This is a genomic window from Allocoprococcus comes (assembly GCF_013300725.1).
GTDB lineage: Bacteria > Bacillota > Clostridia > Lachnospirales > Lachnospiraceae > Allocoprococcus > Allocoprococcus comes_A.
In genome coordinates this window covers 1-17,275 of record NZ_JAAIMM010000029.1, presented here as the reverse complement: position 1 = coordinate 17,275, position 17,275 = coordinate 1, and the positions used below count along the sequence as shown (strand labels likewise).

14 protein-coding genes are annotated in these 17,275 nt (G+C 43.1%); 13 read left to right on the top strand and 1 reads right to left on the bottom strand.

The annotated features are described in order from the left end of the window. Positions 1-22 precede the first annotated feature (22 nt). The 8 genes from G4407_RS13585 to G4407_RS13550 all read left to right on the top strand — a co-directional run bounded on the left by G4407_RS13585 (position 23) and on the right by G4407_RS13550 (position 8,338). Entirely contained in the window at positions 23-703 is a 681-nt protein-coding gene (locus G4407_RS13585; RefSeq protein WP_008368508.1) for a winged helix-turn-helix domain-containing protein, read from the top strand. Beyond that, positions 693-2,009, top strand: a complete 1,317-nt coding sequence (locus G4407_RS13580; protein ID WP_173689298.1) for a sensor histidine kinase — start codon at positions 693-695, stop codon at positions 2,007-2,009. The genes G4407_RS13585 and G4407_RS13580 overlap by 11 nt, the downstream gene beginning before the upstream one ends. Before the next feature lie 204 nt (positions 2,010-2,213). Continuing rightward, complete coding sequence (locus tag G4407_RS13575; protein ID WP_173689297.1) at positions 2,214-2,918, top strand: TetR/AcrR family transcriptional regulator; 705 nt, start codon at positions 2,214-2,216, stop codon at positions 2,916-2,918. Positions 2,919-3,057: 139 nt separating this feature from the next. After that, a complete protein-coding gene (gene pta / locus G4407_RS13570; protein ID WP_173689324.1) occupies positions 3,058-4,047 on the top strand; it encodes a phosphate acetyltransferase in 990 nt (329 codons plus the stop codon). 284 nt (positions 4,048-4,331) lie between these two features. After that, positions 4,332-5,663, top strand: coding sequence for a type I glutamate--ammonia ligase (gene glnA / locus G4407_RS13565; RefSeq protein WP_173689323.1), 1,332 nt, complete (start codon positions 4,332-4,334; stop codon positions 5,661-5,663). Between the two features lie 37 nt (positions 5,664-5,700). Beyond that, positions 5,701-6,246 carry an ANTAR domain-containing response regulator gene (locus G4407_RS13560; protein WP_173689296.1) on the top strand — a complete coding sequence of 182 codons (546 nt, stop codon included), beginning with the start codon at positions 5,701-5,703 and terminating at the stop codon, positions 6,244-6,246. Positions 6,247-6,269: 23 nt separating this feature from the next. Next, entirely contained in the window at positions 6,270-7,097 is an 828-nt protein-coding gene (gene dapF / locus G4407_RS13555) for a diaminopimelate epimerase (protein WP_173689295.1), read from the top strand. Between the two features lie 26 nt (positions 7,098-7,123). Beyond that, positions 7,124-8,338, top strand: a complete 1,215-nt coding sequence (locus G4407_RS13550) for an LL-diaminopimelate aminotransferase (protein WP_173689294.1) — start codon at positions 7,124-7,126, stop codon at positions 8,336-8,338. Between the two features lie 734 nt (positions 8,339-9,072). On the opposite strand, the gene hydF is transcribed toward G4407_RS13550, so the two are convergent. Continuing rightward, a complete protein-coding gene (gene hydF / locus G4407_RS13545) occupies positions 9,073-10,320 on the bottom strand; it encodes a [FeFe] hydrogenase H-cluster maturation GTPase HydF (RefSeq protein ID WP_173689293.1) in 1,248 nt (415 codons plus the stop codon). Between the two features lie 474 nt (positions 10,321-10,794). On the opposite strand from hydF, the gene G4407_RS13540 reads away from it, so the two are divergent. The 5 genes from G4407_RS13540 (at position 10,795) to G4407_RS13520 (ending at position 17,129) form a co-directional block, all read left to right on the top strand. Next, entirely contained in the window at positions 10,795-11,625 is an 831-nt protein-coding gene (locus tag G4407_RS13540) for a transporter substrate-binding domain-containing protein (protein ID WP_173689292.1), read from the top strand. Positions 11,626-11,672: 47 nt separating this feature from the next. Next, entirely contained in the window at positions 11,673-12,317 is a 645-nt protein-coding gene (locus G4407_RS13535; protein ID WP_173689291.1) for an amino acid ABC transporter permease, read from the top strand. After that, entirely contained in the window at positions 12,314-13,057 is a 744-nt protein-coding gene (locus G4407_RS13530; protein ID WP_334297102.1) for an amino acid ABC transporter ATP-binding protein, read from the top strand. Before G4407_RS13535 ends, G4407_RS13530 begins: the two co-directional genes overlap by 4 nt. A 258-nt stretch (positions 13,058-13,315) precedes the next feature. Further along, entirely contained in the window at positions 13,316-14,701 is a 1,386-nt protein-coding gene (locus G4407_RS13525) for a sodium-dependent transporter (protein WP_173689289.1), read from the top strand. Between the two features lie 238 nt (positions 14,702-14,939). After that, positions 14,940-17,129: a PTS transporter subunit IIABC gene (locus tag G4407_RS13520; RefSeq protein ID WP_173689288.1), complete on the top strand. Its 2,190-nt coding sequence runs from the start codon at positions 14,940-14,942 to the stop codon at positions 17,127-17,129. Positions 17,130-17,275: the final 146 nt, after the last annotated feature.

Below are 17,275 nucleotides of genomic sequence, written 5' to 3'. Positions count from 1 at the left end.
AAGAGATTAAAGGAGAACGAGAATGATTTTTTGTGTGGAGGATGAAGCGAATATCCGGGAATTAGTAGTATATACACTTGAAACTACGGGATTTGAGGCCCGTGGATTTGAAGAAGGCACATCATTCTTTGAAGCTCTGGCAGAGGAACTGCCAGAGCTGATTTTGCTTGATATCATGCTCCCGGGAGAAGATGGAATGGAGATCCTGAAGAAGCTGAAGACTTCCGGGAGAACCAAAGATATTCCGGTCATCATGGTTACGGCAAAGGGTGCAGAATATGACAAGGTCATGGGACTGGATGCGGGAGCAGATGATTATGTGACCAAACCATTTGGAATGATGGAACTGGTATCCAGAATCCGTGCAGTACTCAGACGGACATCGAAAAAAGAAGAGGATGATACCTATGTGCTGGGTGAGATCCGCATGGACCGTAAAAAGCATGAAGTAACGGTAGCGGGAGAACCGGTAGCATTAACATTGAAAGAATATGAGCTGTTGAGAAAACTTATGGAGAATCAGAATATTGTTCTGACAAGAGATAAATTACTGGAAGAAATCTGGGGATATGATTTTGACGGTGAGACCAGAACGGTAGATGTCCATGTAAGAACCCTGCGCCAGAAGCTGGGACAGGCAGGAGAATATATTGAGACTGTCCGTGGAGTTGGATACCGTATAGGAGAGATCGATGCGAAATAGAATCCAGAAAAGTATGATTTTTGTGGTTACGATGTCACTTCTGATCTCATATATTCTGGTTACTCTGGTTATTTACCGGCAGGCGTTGGATATCCGGCGCAGTGAACTGGTTCAGGAGGCAGAATATATCCGGGCGGCAATAGATATATCCGGAGAAGAATATTTTGGTACCATGGATAAGGTCAGCAAGAATACCCGGGTAACATGGATCGATAAAGACGGAAAAGTACTTTATGATACCGGAGATGATCAGGAAACGCTGGCAAACCACAAATCAAGAAAAGAATTCAAAGAGGCATTGGCAAATGGCAGTGGACAGGATATCCGTATGTCAGACAGCAAAGGACAGGAGATGTACTATTATGCGCTGAAGATGGATGATAGCTCTGTCCTGCGTGTGTCAAAAGGCATGGATACGGTCTGGAATACAGCATTCATGATCTTACCGTATATGATTGCGATCGGGGTCATGATGGCATGTGTTGCGTGGTTTATGACAAGGCATCAGGTGAAAAGACTGATTGCACCGATTAACAATCTGGATCTGGAAGAACCACTGGAAAATGATGTATATGAAGAGTTACATCCGCTGCTTGAAAGAATTGACAGGCAGAATAAAGAAAAAGCAGCAATTGAACAGATGAGGAGAGAATTCTCTGCAAATGTTTCTCATGAGCTGAAGACGCCTCTGACCTCAATTTCGGGATATGCAGAAATTATGATGAACGGTCTTGTAAAATCGGAAGATATGCAGGGATTCAGTGAACGGATCTATAAAGAGGCAAGCAGGATGATCACTCTGGTCGGTGATATTATCAAGCTGTCAAAGCTGGATGAGGGCAGTGTGGAGCTTGAAAAAGAGAATGTGGATCTGTATCAGATGACAAGGGAGATCGTGAGCCGTCTGGCGCTTCAGGCAGAAAAACGCAGAATACAGGTTGAAGTGGTAGGAGAACATGTGGAATGTTTTGGAATCCGTCAGATCCTGGATGAGATGATCTACAACATCTGTGAAAATGCCATCAAATACAATAAAGAAAATGGAAAAGTAAATATCTGGGTTGGAAATACACTGAACGGGAAAAAGGTCATTGTCCAGGATACCGGGATCGGAATCCCAAAAGAGCATCAGGACCGTATTTTTGAGCGCTTTTACCGGGTGGATAAGAGCCATTCCAGAGAGACCGGCGGAACAGGTCTGGGCCTTTCGATTGTAAAGCATGGAGCACTTTTGCATAATGCAGAAATCCATGTGGAAAGTGAAGAAGGAAAAGGAACAAAAATGGAGCTTATTTTTCATTGTTAAAAAACTGTTTACAAGTGGGAAAATAAAGGTATAATGTATAGAAAAAAGCTATGAGATATTATAGCTTTTTTCTATTTTATATCAAAAACAGAATCATGTATAATAAAAAGTAATATGACTAAAATTAAAAAATGGTTGAATTCGGTACGGAAGAGTGCCGGATACAATCTGTGTAGAGATTCACATGGAAAATGAGAGGCAACTATGGAAGAACAGAAACAGAGTACGAGCAGCAATTATTTTAAAGGATTATCCAGAAGGGATTATATCCAGAAAGCACATGAGATCATTCAGCAAGAAGGGATTCAGGCAGTATCTATCCGCAGGATTGCTAAGGAGATGGGGTGCTCATCAGCAAGTCTGTACAGGTACTTTGATAATGTGTCTGAACTTTTATACTATGCAGAACTCAGAATTTTAACCGGTTACATTGACAGGCTGAATGAGGCTGAAAAATCCTGGAAGAATATGTGGCAGGTATATGTAGGGGTGTGGGATTGTTATGCAACGGAGGCATTTCATAATCCGGAAGCATATAATCTGTTATTTTTTGAGTATAACAATGTAAAGCTCAAAGAAGCAATGCGGGAATATTATGAAATGTTTCCGGAGGACATTGTAAATGTTAACCGTTTTTTCTACAATATGCTTCAGACACCAAGCTTTCTTGCTCGTGATTTTGAGATGTGCAAGCGGTGTATCAATGTCGGTGGTATTACATATGACAATGCAGTAAAATTAAACCGGATGGTGTGCATGCTCTTTGAAGGCTATTTCAAGGATGTATATGAAAACGGGATTGAGGAAGAGCAGATTACGGAACGTGTAAAACTGATGGTAGATGATGTGGATACGATCGTTATGGCTCTTGCCAACAATCTGAAAGGCTATAAAGGATACCGTAAATAGGGGAAAAACGTCGGTTTTTGGTTATTTTTAAATACAATCCTTGTTAAAAATTTAATTAGATTGCAATCCAAAAAAAACGTGGTAAAGTATATGTGAAAGTATCGAACACACGAAATAAGGAGGCAATATAATGGACAATATGAAAGGCTTCGGCATGATGATTCATGCTCTGAAAGAGAACCCAAAAACTATCGTTTTTACAGAAGGAACAGATGAAAGAATTCTTGAGGCAGCTTCCCGTCTTTTAGCAGGAAACTTCCTTACACCAATTCTTGTTGGAAATAAAGAAGCAGTATTAGAAGCATCAGAAAAATATGGATACAACATTCGTGGCGGAGAGATCATCGATCCGGACAACTATGACAGATTCGATGAGATGGTAGAACTGTTCTGCGAACTTCGTAAAAGCAAAGGGGTTACACCGGAGCAGGCAGCAAAGACACTTAAGAGCAGCAACTTTTTTGGAACTATGCTGGTTAAGATGGGCGTTGCAGACGCACTTCTTGGAGGAGCTACTTACTCTACAGCAGACACCGTACGTCCGGCACTTCAGCTGATCAAGACCAAACCGGGATCAAGCTGTGTATCTTCCTGCTTCATTCTGGTTCGTCCGTCAGCTACAGGTGAGAACGAAGTTCTTGCTATGGGTGACTGCGCGATCAACCTCAAACCAACAGAGGATCAGCTTGCAGAAATCGCATGGGAAGTAGCAGAATGTGGTAAACATTTTGGTATCGATCCAAAAGTTGCATTCCTGAGCTATTCTACACTTGGTTCTGGAAAAGGAGAAGATGTAGATAAGATGCGCAATGCAGCAGCAAAAGCAAAAGAACTGTATCCTTCACTTCCAATCGAAGGAGAGCTTCAGTTTGATGCAGCTGTATCTCCGCGTGTTGCAAGAACAAAATGCCCGAACAGTGAAGTAGCAGGTCAGGCAAATACATTTATCTTCCCGGATATCAACGCAGGTAACATCGGATACAAGATCGCACAGAGACTTGGTAACTTTGATGCATACGGACCGATCCTTCTTGGCCTTAATGCACCGATCAATGACCTGTCCCGTGGATGCAATGCAGAAGAGGTTTATTCTATGGCAATCATCACAGCAGCACTCGTAGAAGACTAAGAGTATTGACAAATATTCAGACGAAAATTATAATATAACAAACAAGGGCGTTTTCAAAAGGGATTGAGAACGCCCTTTTTGTGTATACGATGAGCCAAGTGCAGATTTGTGCTTGCACAAGAATCTGCATTTGGCGAATGTACATCACCTGGCTGTTAAGCGAGATGGTGCGCAAAGTATACGAATCGAGTAGGAGTCAGCCTGCTCGATTATCATCAGTCTTTAACATGAGACTTTTTGATATTTTATTTATGAGTAGTAAAAACAGGAGGATTTGTATGAGTATGAAAAATTATACGAGAGAAGATATCCTGAATCTTGTCGAGGAAGAAGACGTAGGATTTATCAGGCTGCAGTTCACCGATATTTTCGGAACAATGAAGAATGTAGCGATTACAGTAAGCCAGCTTAAGAGAGCACTGGATAACAAATGCATGTTTGACGGATCTTCGATAGAAGGATTTGCCAGAATCGAAGAATCGGATATGTATCTGCACCCGGATCTGAATACATTTGAAATTTTCCCGTGGCGGCCGCAGCAGGGAAAGGTTGCAAGATTTATCTGCGATATTTACAGACCGGATGGAACAGCTTACGAAAGCGATCCGAGACATGTTCTTAAGAAGGTACTTTCCGAGACAAAAGAGATGGGATATGACTTTAACGTAGGACCGGAATGCGAATTTTTCCTGTTTGAAACGGATGATGCGGGAAATCCGACGACGATTTCCAATGAACGTGCAGGATATTTTGATCTGGGACCTTTGGACCAGGGAGAGAATGCAAGACGTGATATCGTTCTTACAATGGAAGATATGGGGTACGGTGTGGAGGCATCTCATCACGAGATGGCACCGGCACAGCATGAGATCGACCTGGAATATACAGAGGCGCTGGATGCAGCGGACAATATCATGACATTTAAGCTTGTTACCAAAACAATCGCAAAAAGACACGGGCTTCATGCTACATTCATGCCAAAGCCAAAGGATGGTATCCATGGCTCAGGAATGCATCTGAATATGTCTCTGTCAAGAGATGGAAAGAATGTTTTTGCAGATGAAAAAGATCCGAATGGTCTGAGCCAGGAGGCATATTATTTTATCGGCGGACTTATGAAACATATCAAAGCGATCAGCTTTATCACAAATCCGATCGTGAATTCCTATAAGAGACTGGTTCCCGGATATGAGGCACCGGTATATATTGCCTGGTCAGCGAATAACCGGACTCCTCTGATCCGTATTCCACGGGTGTCAGGGAAAAGCACAAGAGTCGAACTCAGAAGTCCGGATGGGGCAGCAAATCCATATCTGGCACTTGCCGTATGTCTGGCTGCCGGAATGGAAGGAATTAAAAACAAGATCCTGCCGCCGGAGAGTGTGGATGAGAATATTTACGAAATGACAGATGTGGTGAAAAATGCACTTGGAATTGAGGAGCTTCCGGCAAGCCTGAGAGAAGCAATCACAGAATTCCAGAAAGATCAGTTTATGCAGGAAGTATTAGGAGAAGAACTGTCACAGAAGCTGATCGAGTCAAAGCGCGCAGAATACAGAGAATACCGCACTCAGGTTACAGAATGGGAAATTAATGAGTACTTACAGAAATTCTAAAGAAACTTTCCAATTCTAAAGGCAGGAGGCTGGTATTATGAGCAGTATTATTGTTGTATTTCCAAAAAAGGAGATTGCAACCAATATTCGCAATATACTGGTACGAAATGGATTTGATGTGATCGGTGTGGGGGTAACCGGAGCGCAGGCGGTTCAATTGGCAGATAATCTGGATGATGGAATTGTAGTTTGTGGTTATAAAATGACAGATATGTTATATAATGAACTGAGAGATTATCTGCCGGGTACGATTGAGATGCTTCTGATCGCATCGCCGGAAAAATGCAGTGACAGGACGCCGGGAGTGATCAGCCTGTCGATGCCGTTTAAGGTCTTTGATCTGATGAATACGATCGAGATGATGGCACAATCGATCAGCAGGCGGAGAAAGAAAAGAAGAGCAGAGCTTAAGAACCGGAATCCGGAGCAGCAGGCACTTGTAAAAGAGGCAAAGAGTCTTCTGATGGAACGTAATAATATGACGGAGGAAGAAGCGCATCGCTATCTGCAGAAATGTAGTATGGAGAGCGGTGTCAATATGGTGGAGACAGCTCAGATGGTACTTAGTATTATGGCGGAATAAAGGAGATTGAAGAGGCAGGATATATGATCTTTACAAAAATGCATGGTCTTGGAAATGATTATGTGTGTATAAACTGCTTCAGAGAAAGGGTGGAAGATCCACCTGGATTTGCAAGAGCACTTTGTGACAGGCATTACGGGATCGGAGCGGATGGTCTGATTCTGATATGTCCGTCAAAGGTGTCTGATTTTAAAATGGAGATATACAATTCGGATGGATCTGTTGCCGGAATGTGCGGCAATGGCATCCGATGCCTGGGAAAATATGTATATGATTACGGACTTACCGGAAAGGAAACACTCAGTATCGAGACGAAATCCGGAATTCGTAACATGCACCTTCAGATTCATGGTGGGAAAGCCTGCGGTGCTATGGTTGATATGGGTGTTCCAAGACTGAACGCACACAGCATTCCGATCCTGAGTGAAAAGGATCTGGTGATCAATGATCCGATTGAGGTACAGGAGAAGAACTACCGCATGACCGGGATTTCGATGGGAAATCCGCATGCGGTAATCTTTTCAGAAGAGATAAACGGGATTCCTCTGGAGGAGACAGGAAGGAAGTTGGAATTTCATCCGAGATTTCCGGAGAGGGCGAATATCGAGTTCTGTCATGTGACTGCGAGGGACCGGATGGAGGTTCGTGTGTGGGAGCGGGGGGTTGGTGAAACGCTTGCCTGCGGAACCGGAGCATGTGCAGCAGTTGTGGCTTCTGTGCTGAATGACTTGACAGATGAGGGAGTAATCGTTAAATTATTAGGTGGAGAGTTATCTGTCAGATGGGACCGTAAGGTAAATCATGTGTTTTTGGAGGGACCTGCGGTTAAAGTATTTGATGGTGTACTATAAAGACCAAATCACAAAGGAGACGACATATGTACAGTGTAAATGAAAACTACTTAAAGTTACCGGGAAGCTATCTGTTTTCCAATATTGCCAAAAAAGTTGCAGCGTTCTCGGCAGCGAATCCGGATGCACCGATCATCCGTCTTGGAATCGGTGATGTCACACAGCCGATTGCACCTGCAATCATCGAAGCGCTTCACAGTGCAGTTGATGAGATGGCACACGCAGAGACATTCCACGGATATGCACCGGATCTTGGATATGAATTCTTAAGAAGCGCGATCGCAAAGAATGATTTCCAGGCAAGAGGATGCGATATTGCAGCAGATGAGATCTTTATCTCAGACGGAGCAAAGAGTGATTCTGGAAATATCCAGGAGATTTTTGGACCTGACTGCAGAATCGCAGTAGGAGATCCGGTATATCCTGTATATGTAGATACAAACGTAATGGCAGGACGTACCGGAATATACGATCCAAAGACAGAAACATGGAGCAATGTAATCTACATGCCTTGTACAGCAGAAAATGGATTTGTACCGGAACTGCCAAAAGAAGTACCGGATATGATCTATTTATGTTTCCCGAACAACCCGACCGGAGCGGCTATCACAAAAGATGAACTCCAGAAATGGGTAGATTATGCAAATAAAAACGGGGCAGTGATCATTTATGATGCTGCATATGAAGCATATATCACAGAAGAAGATGTACCACACAGTATTTTTGAATGTGAAGGAGCAAGAACCTGTGCGATTGAACTTAGAAGTTTTTCTAAGAATGCCGGATTTACAGGAGTACGTCTTGGCGCAACAATCATTCCGAAAGATCTTAAGTGCGGAGATGTGATGCTTCATTCACTGTGGGCAAGACGTCACGGAACAAAATACAATGGAGCACCTTATATCGTGCAGAAAGCCGGAGCTGCTGTTTATACAGAGGCCGGAAAAGCACAGATCAAAGAGCAGATCGCATATTATCAGAAGAATGCAAAAACGATTTATGAAGGTCTGAAGAATGCCGGATACACGGTATCCGGAGCAGTGAACTCACCATATGTATGGTTAAAGACACCGGATAACATGACTTCATGGGAATTCTTTGATTTCCTTCTTGAAAAAGCAAATGTAGTCGGAACTCCGGGATCGGGATTTGGACCGAGCGGGGAAGGATACTTCCGTCTGACAGCATTTGGAAGTTACGAGAATACGCTGGAAGCAATCAAGAGAATTGAGAATATTTAATTGAAAAAAATTTGGCTGCAGGGACGGGCGTCGGATCACGGTGTGGATTTGGCGGTGGACTCTGGCGTGAACAGCCTGTAACATGAAAAGAAAGAGAAAAGTGTGATACCAGACTCATTCGACGGAAAATCTGATGATTTTCCATCTCAGGAGTCTTCGGAGTTTCGTACTTGTGGTACGAAATCCGATCACACTTTTCTCTTTTTTTCATTAACAGGCTGTAACACGCCGCCATATACCGCCAAATCCACACCGTGATCCGACGCCCTGGGCGCTGCAGACAATTTAAAACGATACCTGGCTTTAAGCTTTATTCAACCGTTATGTGTGTCTATACCAAAACAAAATCACTCATAACATATAAACCAGAACAAAAGTAAATATAATAAGAATGGATTTCAATTCTGAACAAACAATCCTTCCATCCACAGCGAGGCGCATCCACGATGCGCCAATGCGGAAGCTTTGAATAACGTAAGGGCTGAGCGGGGACGAGGTGACGGTTTCACGCCATTCGTAAGAGCCGTGCAGTCTGTTAATTTAATTGGGACGGAAATTGTGACCGGATTTCGTACTACAAGTACGGAATCTGAGGACTGCCTGAGATGGAAAATCATTAGATTTTCCGTCGAATCAGTCCGGTGTCGCAACTTCCGTCCCAATTAAATTTTACAGAATGCAGGCGATGAAGACCGGCGTGAAACTGCCACCTCGTCCCCGCTTAGCCCGAAGGTCTATTCCAAACTTCCACTCACCGGGATGAGACTCCGCTCCAGTACGCCCTTCAGGTGAGCGATTGCGGTTCCATAGTTCGTAATCGGCACTCCCTGGTCTTCGGCACATTTGAGGCGGTACTGCATTTCGCGTTCGTTCAGGGTGCAGCCGCCGCAGTGAATGATGAGTTTATATGGTGACAGATCTACCGGGAATTCGGTTCCACTGGTGAAGACAAAGTCCAGATTTTTATCGCCTGTGTGCTGGCGGATCCAGCGGGGAAGCTTCACTGTTCCGATGTCATCGCATTGTCTGTGGTGGGTGCAGCCTTCGCAGACGAGAATCCTGTCGCCATCTTCCAGCTTGTCCAGCATCTGTGCTCCTTCAACCTGAAGTTTCAGATTTCCTTTGTATCTGGAAAGAAGGATCGAGAAAGAAGTCAGAGGAATCTCTTCCGGTGTATCGGCAGATACTTTGGCAAAAGCCTGGCTGTCTGTGATGACAAGGCGTGGCTTTTTGCCGAGGGATGCGAGGGTTTCTTTCAGTTCTGTGTCACGGGTTACAATAGAGATTGCACCGGCTTCCAGTACATCGCGGATGGTCTGCTGCTGCGGAAGAATCAGACGTCCTTTCGGGGCGGCAGAGTCGATCGGGACGACCAGAACGACAAAATCATTCGGACTTAAAAGATCGCGGACAAGATACTTGTCCTGTTCGTCTTCTGACACCTGTCTTGCAATCAGCTCTTTTAATTCATGGATATGATATCCAGTTACGGTGCTGACATCGATACTGTTGGAAGCATCTAAATGAAAAGAAGTATCCGGTAGCGTATCCGGGTTCGGACAGACTGTGCCATTTTCAGCAGAAGAGCAGAGATCGGATTTATTATTTACCACAACGTAAGGGATTTTCTTATCCTGTATTTTCTTTAAAATGGATAAATCCTCTGGTGTCATGCCAAGAGAGGCATCGATCACCAGAACGGCGATATCCGTTTTATTTAAAATCTGGTAAGCTTTTTTGACACGAAGCTGTCCAAGTTCTCCAGTGTCGTCAAGTCCCGGAGTGTCAATGATCACGACAGGACCGAGTGGGAGAAGCTCCATTGCCTTTGGAACCGGGTCGGTTGTTGTTCCGAGAACATCAGATACAATGGCAAGATTCTGTCCGGTAATAGCGTTGATAATACTGGATTTGCCGGCATTTCTGCGACCGAAGATACCGATATGTACGCGGTCAGCAGAAGGGGTGCTGTTAAGACTCATAGTTTTGTAATCTCCTTTTTTGTATTCTTTTTGCGCAGGAATTCCTTTGCAGTCAGTTTGGATCTGGAAAAGTACTTCATTTTTGATGAAGGAATGTGCCTTGACATATTCTTTTTCCAGATCATGAATATGGAAATAGTGTATCACATATACTGTAGAAAATCAATTTTGTGAAAATTTACTTAAAAGAGATATATAAAACTGGCAATTTTGGATAAAAGTTTCATTGACTAAAGTGTGAAAGTACGGTAGAATAATCACAAGTTCATAAAGAACCGAACAGACAAGGATGTCGCATCAGATGCGGCATCCTTTTTGTATTTCAGAAAAGAAAGTAATCAGAAGTGCAAAGTAATTTCTCGAACAATCCCGGGAACGAGAGAGTGTCTGCGGACGGAAATGCAAGGGCGCATTACAAAAGAATTTGTGATGCGCCCTTACGTTTTCACTACACAGTTAAGGAGGATTATTATTATGAAAAAAAGATTAATAGCAGTTTTAATGTGTGCAGCAATGGTAACAGTCCTTGGAGCAGGATGTGGAAGTAAAAAAGAAGATACAAAGGAAACCTCTGATACAAAGAAAGAATATACAGAAGACGAGCTGAAGGACAGCATGAAAGGTGTCAAACTGAAAGTCGGAACAACCGGACTTTTCGGGCCATTTACATACTATGATGAGGACGGAAAGACGCTGATCGGATATGATGTTGATCTGTTAAATGATCTGCAGGAGCTTCTGGGATTCGAAATCGATGGTGGTCTCCAGGCAATGGATTATTCGGCACTTACTACTTCACTTGCTGAAAACAAACTGGACATCGGAGCAGCAGCACTTTGTGCAACAGATGAAAGAAAAGAAGTTATGGACTTCAGTGATATCTATTGTGATTCCGGTCAGGTTGTTATGGTAAATAAAAACGACGATAAAGGAATTAAGAGTGTTGATGATCTGAAGGATAAAAAAATAGCTGTTGAAAAGGGAACCGCATCTCATACTTATGCAAGCAAGAATCTTACAAGTGCAACACTTGAAGTACATGACACGATCACAACTGCATATGAATCTTTGGAGCAGGGAAAAGTAGATGCTGTTATTCAGGATGGACCTGGAGCATATTTCTATATTAAGACAACACCGGAAAGCAACTTGGAGGTAGTCGGGGATGAGTTTAATCAGGGCCAGGCACCGTATTGCGTAGCAATTTCTAAAGAATGCAAATATTATGATAAAATCAATGCAGCTGTAAAGGTACTGATTGATAATGGAACAACTGATGAACTTTACGCTAAATGGTGTGAATAAGCAGAAACAGACAGCAACAAAAAACAGCAGATAGGATGAGATAGTATATGGATATGAAATTTTTGGATGTTTTACTCCCGATGATGTTTGACGGGTTAAAACTTACGATTTTAATTGCTGTTGTCGGTATCGCAATTGGCTTCCTGATCGGAAGCCTGTGCGGATACCTGCTTCAGTCAAAATATAAAATAGGAAAAGCGATTGCAGAGGTTTACATCTGGATCATCAGGGCAACCCCACTTATGGTGCAGGCTTTATACGGATATTTTGTAATTCCGAAGCTTTTGGGTGTCGATATTGGAAGCACTGCAGTGGGAATTGGCGTTATCGCATTGAATTCCGGTGCATTTATTTCAGAAATTGTAAAGGGTGCATTGATGAGCATTGATCCGGGACAGAAAGAAGCAGGTGCATCACTTGGACTTACAAGCACGCAGACGATGATCCATCTGGTTATCCCGCCGGCATTTAAAGCGGCACTTCCGGCATTATTTAACCAGTTTATCATTTCTGTTAAGGATACCGCACTTTTATCTGCGATTGCGGTTAATGAGATCACGCATCAGGCACAGGCGTATGCAGCGTTGAGCTTTAAGGCAATTCCTACATACACAGCACTGGCTGCGTTTTATCTGGTGATACTTTCGGTACTGATAATTGTCCAGAAACAGATAGAAAGGAAAATGAGGTGATTGGTATGATTAAAGTAAAGCATTTGTCGAAGAAATTTGGGAACCTGGAGGTATTAAAGGATATCAATCTTGATATCAATGAAGGCGAAGTGGTCTGCATCATCGGCCCTTCCGGATCGGGAAAAAGTACATTTTTAAGATGTATCAATCAGCTTGAAAGACCGACAGGCGGGACTGTACAGTATGAGGGAAAAAATCTTCTTGATAAGAATTGTGACATTCGCAAATTCCGTGAGGAAGTCGGAATGGTTTTTCAGAAATTCAATCTGTTTCCGCTTAAGACAGTTGCGCAGAATGTTATGATGGCACCAATCCTTACCAAACACATGAATAAGGAAGAAGCGCATGCAAAAGCACTGGAACTTCTGGATAAGGTAGGATTAAAGGATAAAGCGGATGTATATCCGAGTACACTTTCAGGTGGACAGCAGCAGAGAGTTGCGATCGCAAGAGCACTGGCGATGGAACCGAAAGCGTTGTTGTTTGATGAGCCGACATCTGCGCTGGATCCGGAGCTGGTAGGAGATGTTCTTGATGTTATGAAATCTCTTGCGAAAGAAGGAATGACGATGATCGTTGTAACACATGAAATGGGCTTTGCACGTGATGTGGCAGACAGGGTCATCTTTATGGCAGACGGATATGTTGTTGAAGAAGGCAGACCGGATGCAATTTTTACAGCACCAAGAGAGAGAAGAACACAGACATTCTTATCCCGTGTTCTTCCGGCAACTGCATAAAATAAGACGTTTTGTAAAAATTATTGATATACTACTCATAAAGGGGCAGGTGAGAGCCTGCCCCGGTGTAAAAAAGATCAAGAAAATGAGTAAAATACTTCCATTGACTTTCCTATATCCGATTGTTAAAATGAGAAGAAAGCTAAAGAAGGAACCTTCGCCACACGGCGGAGGTGTTTTTGGCTTATAGGATCTATATTATTAAAAAGCTGGGAACGGTGTGTACGGAGGTACCACCGCAAAAGGAGAGTAGAAGAGATGGAAAAGAAGAGAAGTAATTTTACCGGTTCGATCGGATTCGTGCTGGCGGCTGCAGGAAGTGCAGTCGGACTGGGGAACATCTGGAGATTCCCGTATCTGGCAGCAAAAGGTGGAGGAGGAGTGTTTATCCTGTGCTATGTGGTACTGGCACTTACCTTTGGGTTTACGCTGCTGACAACAGAGATCGCGATCGGACGTAAGACAGGACAGAGTCCGCTTACTGCATATGAGCAGATGCATAAAGGATGGGGAGGAATCGGTGTGCTTGCATGTGCAGTACCGGTTATCATTCTTCCGTATTATTGCTCGATTGGTGGATGGGTACTCAAATATTTGTCGGTATTTCTTACAGGTCATGGGGCGCAGGCTGCAGAAGACGGATATTTTACAGGTTATATTACACAGGTCGGACAGCCGATCATATGGATGCTGATCTATGTGCTTATTACGGCAACGGTTGTCTATAAAGGAGTAAATAAAGGAATTGAAAAATACAGTAAGATTCTGATGCCGATCCTGTTTGTACTGATCGCCGGGATTTCTGTATTTTCCCTTACCCTGAAACATACAAACGCAGATGGAGTGACGAGAACCGGTATGCAGGGACTGGCGATTTACCTGATCCCGGATTTTACAGGGATGACGATTAAAAGTTTCCTTTCGGTTGTGATGGATGCAATGGGACAGCTTTTCTTTTCAATCAGTGTGGCGATGGGAATTATGGTTACTTACGGATCCTATGCGAAGAAAGAGACCAATCTGATGAAGTCGATCAACCAGATTGAGTTTTTTGATACGCTTGTAGCGCTTCTGGCAGGACTTATGATCATTCCGGCTGTTTATACTTTTATGGGAACTGAAGGAATGTCTGCAGGACCTGGACTGATGTTTGTATCTCTGCCAAAAGTATTTAAAGCAATGGGGTCAGCAGGAGTGTTGGTAGGAACTGTATTCTTTCTGATGGTATCTTTTGCGGCAGTTACTTCTTCTGTATCTGTTATGGAGGCAATCGTATCAAGCATGATGGATAAATTCCATGTATCCAGAAAAAAAGGAACGATCCTGACTACTTTGTATGGAATGATCGTTGGTGTGATCGTATGTCTTGGATACAACAAGCTTTATTTCGAATTTAAACTTCCGAACGGTACGGTAGCGCAGATTCTGGACGTGATGGATTATATCAGCAATAACTGCCTGATGCCGATGGTGGCATTGCTTACCTGTATTCTGATCGGATGGGTTGTAAAACCCAAAGCGATCATCGATGAAGTGACACTTGGCGGTTACAGGTTTGGAAGAGAAAAACTTTATATTGCAATGATCAAGGTAATTGCGCCATTGATGCTTCTGGTTCTTTTAGCCCAGTCCGTAGGATTATAAAAAGAAAATTTTAGAAAAGGCTTGACATTTAGTGAAAAATAAATTATTGTAAATTATAGATTTTGGTGTGTAACTGTACGGCAGGCATTAACCATACATAGATATTATTTTGATATTTGTGTGGGGTTAGTGCCTTTTTTTGTGTCAAAAATTCGGACAAAAGGCTTCCACGAAAGAAAATAATATCATTGGCATAAGCCAGGTAATTAAAATTTCTTGAGGAAAAGGAGTACATGCAATGAAAGACAAAATTTTTGGTGTATTGCAGCGAGTTGGAAGATCCTTCATGCTTCCAATCGCAATTCTTCCGGTAGCGGGTCTGCTGCTGGGATTCGGTAGCTCGTTTACCAATGCTACCACAATCCAGACTTATGGTCTGGAGAAAATTTTAGGAGACGGAACCATCCTGAATTCGTTACTCATTATCATGAACAAAGTAGGAAGTGCTGTATTTGACAACCTGCCACTGATTTTCGCGGTTGGGGTTGCGATCGGTATGGCAAAGAAAGAAAAAGAAGTAGCGGCACTTTCTGCATTGATTGCATTCTTTGTTATGAATGTTGCGATCAATGCGATGCTTGTGATCACAGGCGAGATTACCGCAGATGGAACGATCGCATCGAATGTACTGGAAGGAACCATCACTTCTGTTTGCGGAATCCAGTCCTTACAGATGGGTGTGTTTGGTGGTATTATTGTAGGACTTGGTGTTGCTGCTCTGCATAACCGTTTTCACAAAATCGTTCTTCCAAATGCGTTATCGTTCTTCGGAGGATCCAGATTTGTTCCAATCATTTCTACACTGGTGTACATGTTCGTTGGAATTGGAATGTATTTTGCCTGGCCGGTTGTACAGAATGGAATTTATGCACTTGGCGGACTGGTAACCGGAAGCGGATATCTGGGAACCCTGATTTTTGGTATTATTAAGAGAGCTTTGATTCCGTTCGGACTTCACCATGTATTTTATATGCCATTCTGGCAGACAGCAGTCGGTGGAACAATGGAAGTTGCGGGACAGATGGTACAGGGAGGACAGAACATCTTCTTTGCACAGCTTGCTGATTCTGCAAATATTGCACATTTCAGCGCAGATGCAACCAGATATTTCTCCGGTGAATTTATCTTTATGATCTTCGGACTTCCGGGAGCGGCACTTGCAATGTACCGCTGTGCAAAACCGGAAAAGAAAAAACAGGCAGGAGGACTTCTTCTTTCAGCAACACTTGCCTGCATGATGACAGGTATTACAGAACCACTGGAATTCTCATTCCTTTTTGTTGCACCGGCACTTTTTGCTGTACAGGTAGTACTTGCAGGTTCTGCTTACATGATCGCACATATCCTGAATATAGCAGTAGGGCTTACCTTCTCCGGTGGTTTTCTGGATCTGTTTCTCTTCGGTATCCTGCAGGGAAATGCAAAGACAAGCTGGCTTCGGATCATTCCGGTCGGAATTATTTATTTCTTCCTGTATTACTTTATTTTCAGCTTCCTGATCAAGAAGTTTGACTTCAAGACACCGGGACGTGAAGATGATGATACAGAGACAAAATTATATACAAAGGCAGATGTAAATGCCAGAAAAGAAGCAGGAAAAGAAAAAGCAGGAAATACAGGGGCCGCAGATCCGGTAAGTGAGGCAATCACACAGGGACTTGGCGGAAAGAAAAATATCAGTGATGTGGATTGCTGTGCAACGAGACTTCGTATCACAGTCCATGACGCAGCCCGCGTAAATGATGAGATCATCAAGACAACAGGTTCCAGAGGAATTGTGAAAAAGGGACAGGGTGTCCAGATCATTTATGGTCCTCAGGTAACTGTGATTAAGTCTAAACTGGAAGATTATCTGGAAACAGCTCCGGATGAATATTATGAGAGCGCTGCCGTGTCAGAAGAGAATTCAGCCGAAGAAAATACAGATACTGTAAATGTAAATAATGAAACACAGGAAAAAGTGGTAAATACAATTGTTGTATCCAGCCCGATCACCGGTATGGCAGGCGATATTACAACCTGTCCGGACGAAGGATTTGCAGGAAAAATGATGGGTGACGGAGCCATTGTTACACCGGAAGATGCTGTGATATGCGCACCGGAAGATGGAGAAGTGCTTTTTGTATTTGAAACAAAGCATGCACTTGGGTTCCAGACAGAAAGCGGACTTGGTATGCTGCTTCACATCGGTATTGATACCGTATCTCTGAACGGTGAAGGATTTGAAGTATTTGTAGAAAATGGTCAGAAAGTGAAAAAAGGCGATCCGCTTATGAAGATCGATATTCCATTCCTGGCTTCACATGCACCGTCTCTTTGTTCACCGGTACTTTGTACAGAACTGGAAGAGAATCAGAGAGTACGTCTCCTTGCGACGGGAGAAGTTAAAGCCGGCGATCCATTATTTGCCGTAGATACAGTAGAATAGAACAGCAAAAGCTGTTTTAATAATGGCGGCGCTTTGAAAAGCAAGGTACTGTCAAAAGATAAACTAAAATGAAAAAAGAAGAGGAGAATTTATCATGAAAGAATTTAAGTATGTAGTAACAGATGCACAGGGAATCCACGCAAGAC

Bases quoted from the DNA above. Each gene is read 5' to 3' on its own strand.
- G4407_RS13585 (WP_008368508.1), top strand. From the start codon at position 23: ATGATTTTTTGTGTGGAGGATGAAGCGAATATCCGGGAATTAGTAGTA.
- G4407_RS13580 (WP_173689298.1), top strand. From the start codon at position 693: ATGCGAAATAGAATCCAGAAAAGTATGATTTTTGTGGTTACGATGTCA.
- G4407_RS13575 (WP_173689297.1), top strand. From the start codon at position 2,214: ATGGAAGAACAGAAACAGAGTACGAGCAGCAATTATTTTAAAGGATTA.
- pta (WP_173689324.1), top strand. From the start codon at position 3,058: ATGAAAGGCTTCGGCATGATGATTCATGCTCTGAAAGAGAACCCAAAA.
- glnA (WP_173689323.1), top strand. From the start codon at position 4,332: ATGAAAAATTATACGAGAGAAGATATCCTGAATCTTGTCGAGGAAGAA.
- G4407_RS13560 (WP_173689296.1), top strand. From the start codon at position 5,701: ATGAGCAGTATTATTGTTGTATTTCCAAAAAAGGAGATTGCAACCAAT.
- dapF (WP_173689295.1), top strand. From the start codon at position 6,270: ATGATCTTTACAAAAATGCATGGTCTTGGAAATGATTATGTGTGTATA.
- G4407_RS13550 (WP_173689294.1), top strand. From the start codon at position 7,124: ATGTACAGTGTAAATGAAAACTACTTAAAGTTACCGGGAAGCTATCTG.
- hydF (WP_173689293.1), bottom strand. From the start codon at position 10,320: ATGAGTCTTAACAGCACCCCTTCTGCTGACCGCGTACATATCGGTATC.
- G4407_RS13540 (WP_173689292.1), top strand. From the start codon at position 10,795: ATGAAAAAAAGATTAATAGCAGTTTTAATGTGTGCAGCAATGGTAACA.
- G4407_RS13535 (WP_173689291.1), top strand. From the start codon at position 11,673: ATGGATATGAAATTTTTGGATGTTTTACTCCCGATGATGTTTGACGGG.
- G4407_RS13525 (WP_173689289.1), top strand. From the start codon at position 13,316: ATGGAAAAGAAGAGAAGTAATTTTACCGGTTCGATCGGATTCGTGCTG.
- G4407_RS13520 (WP_173689288.1), top strand. From the start codon at position 14,940: ATGAAAGACAAAATTTTTGGTGTATTGCAGCGAGTTGGAAGATCCTTC.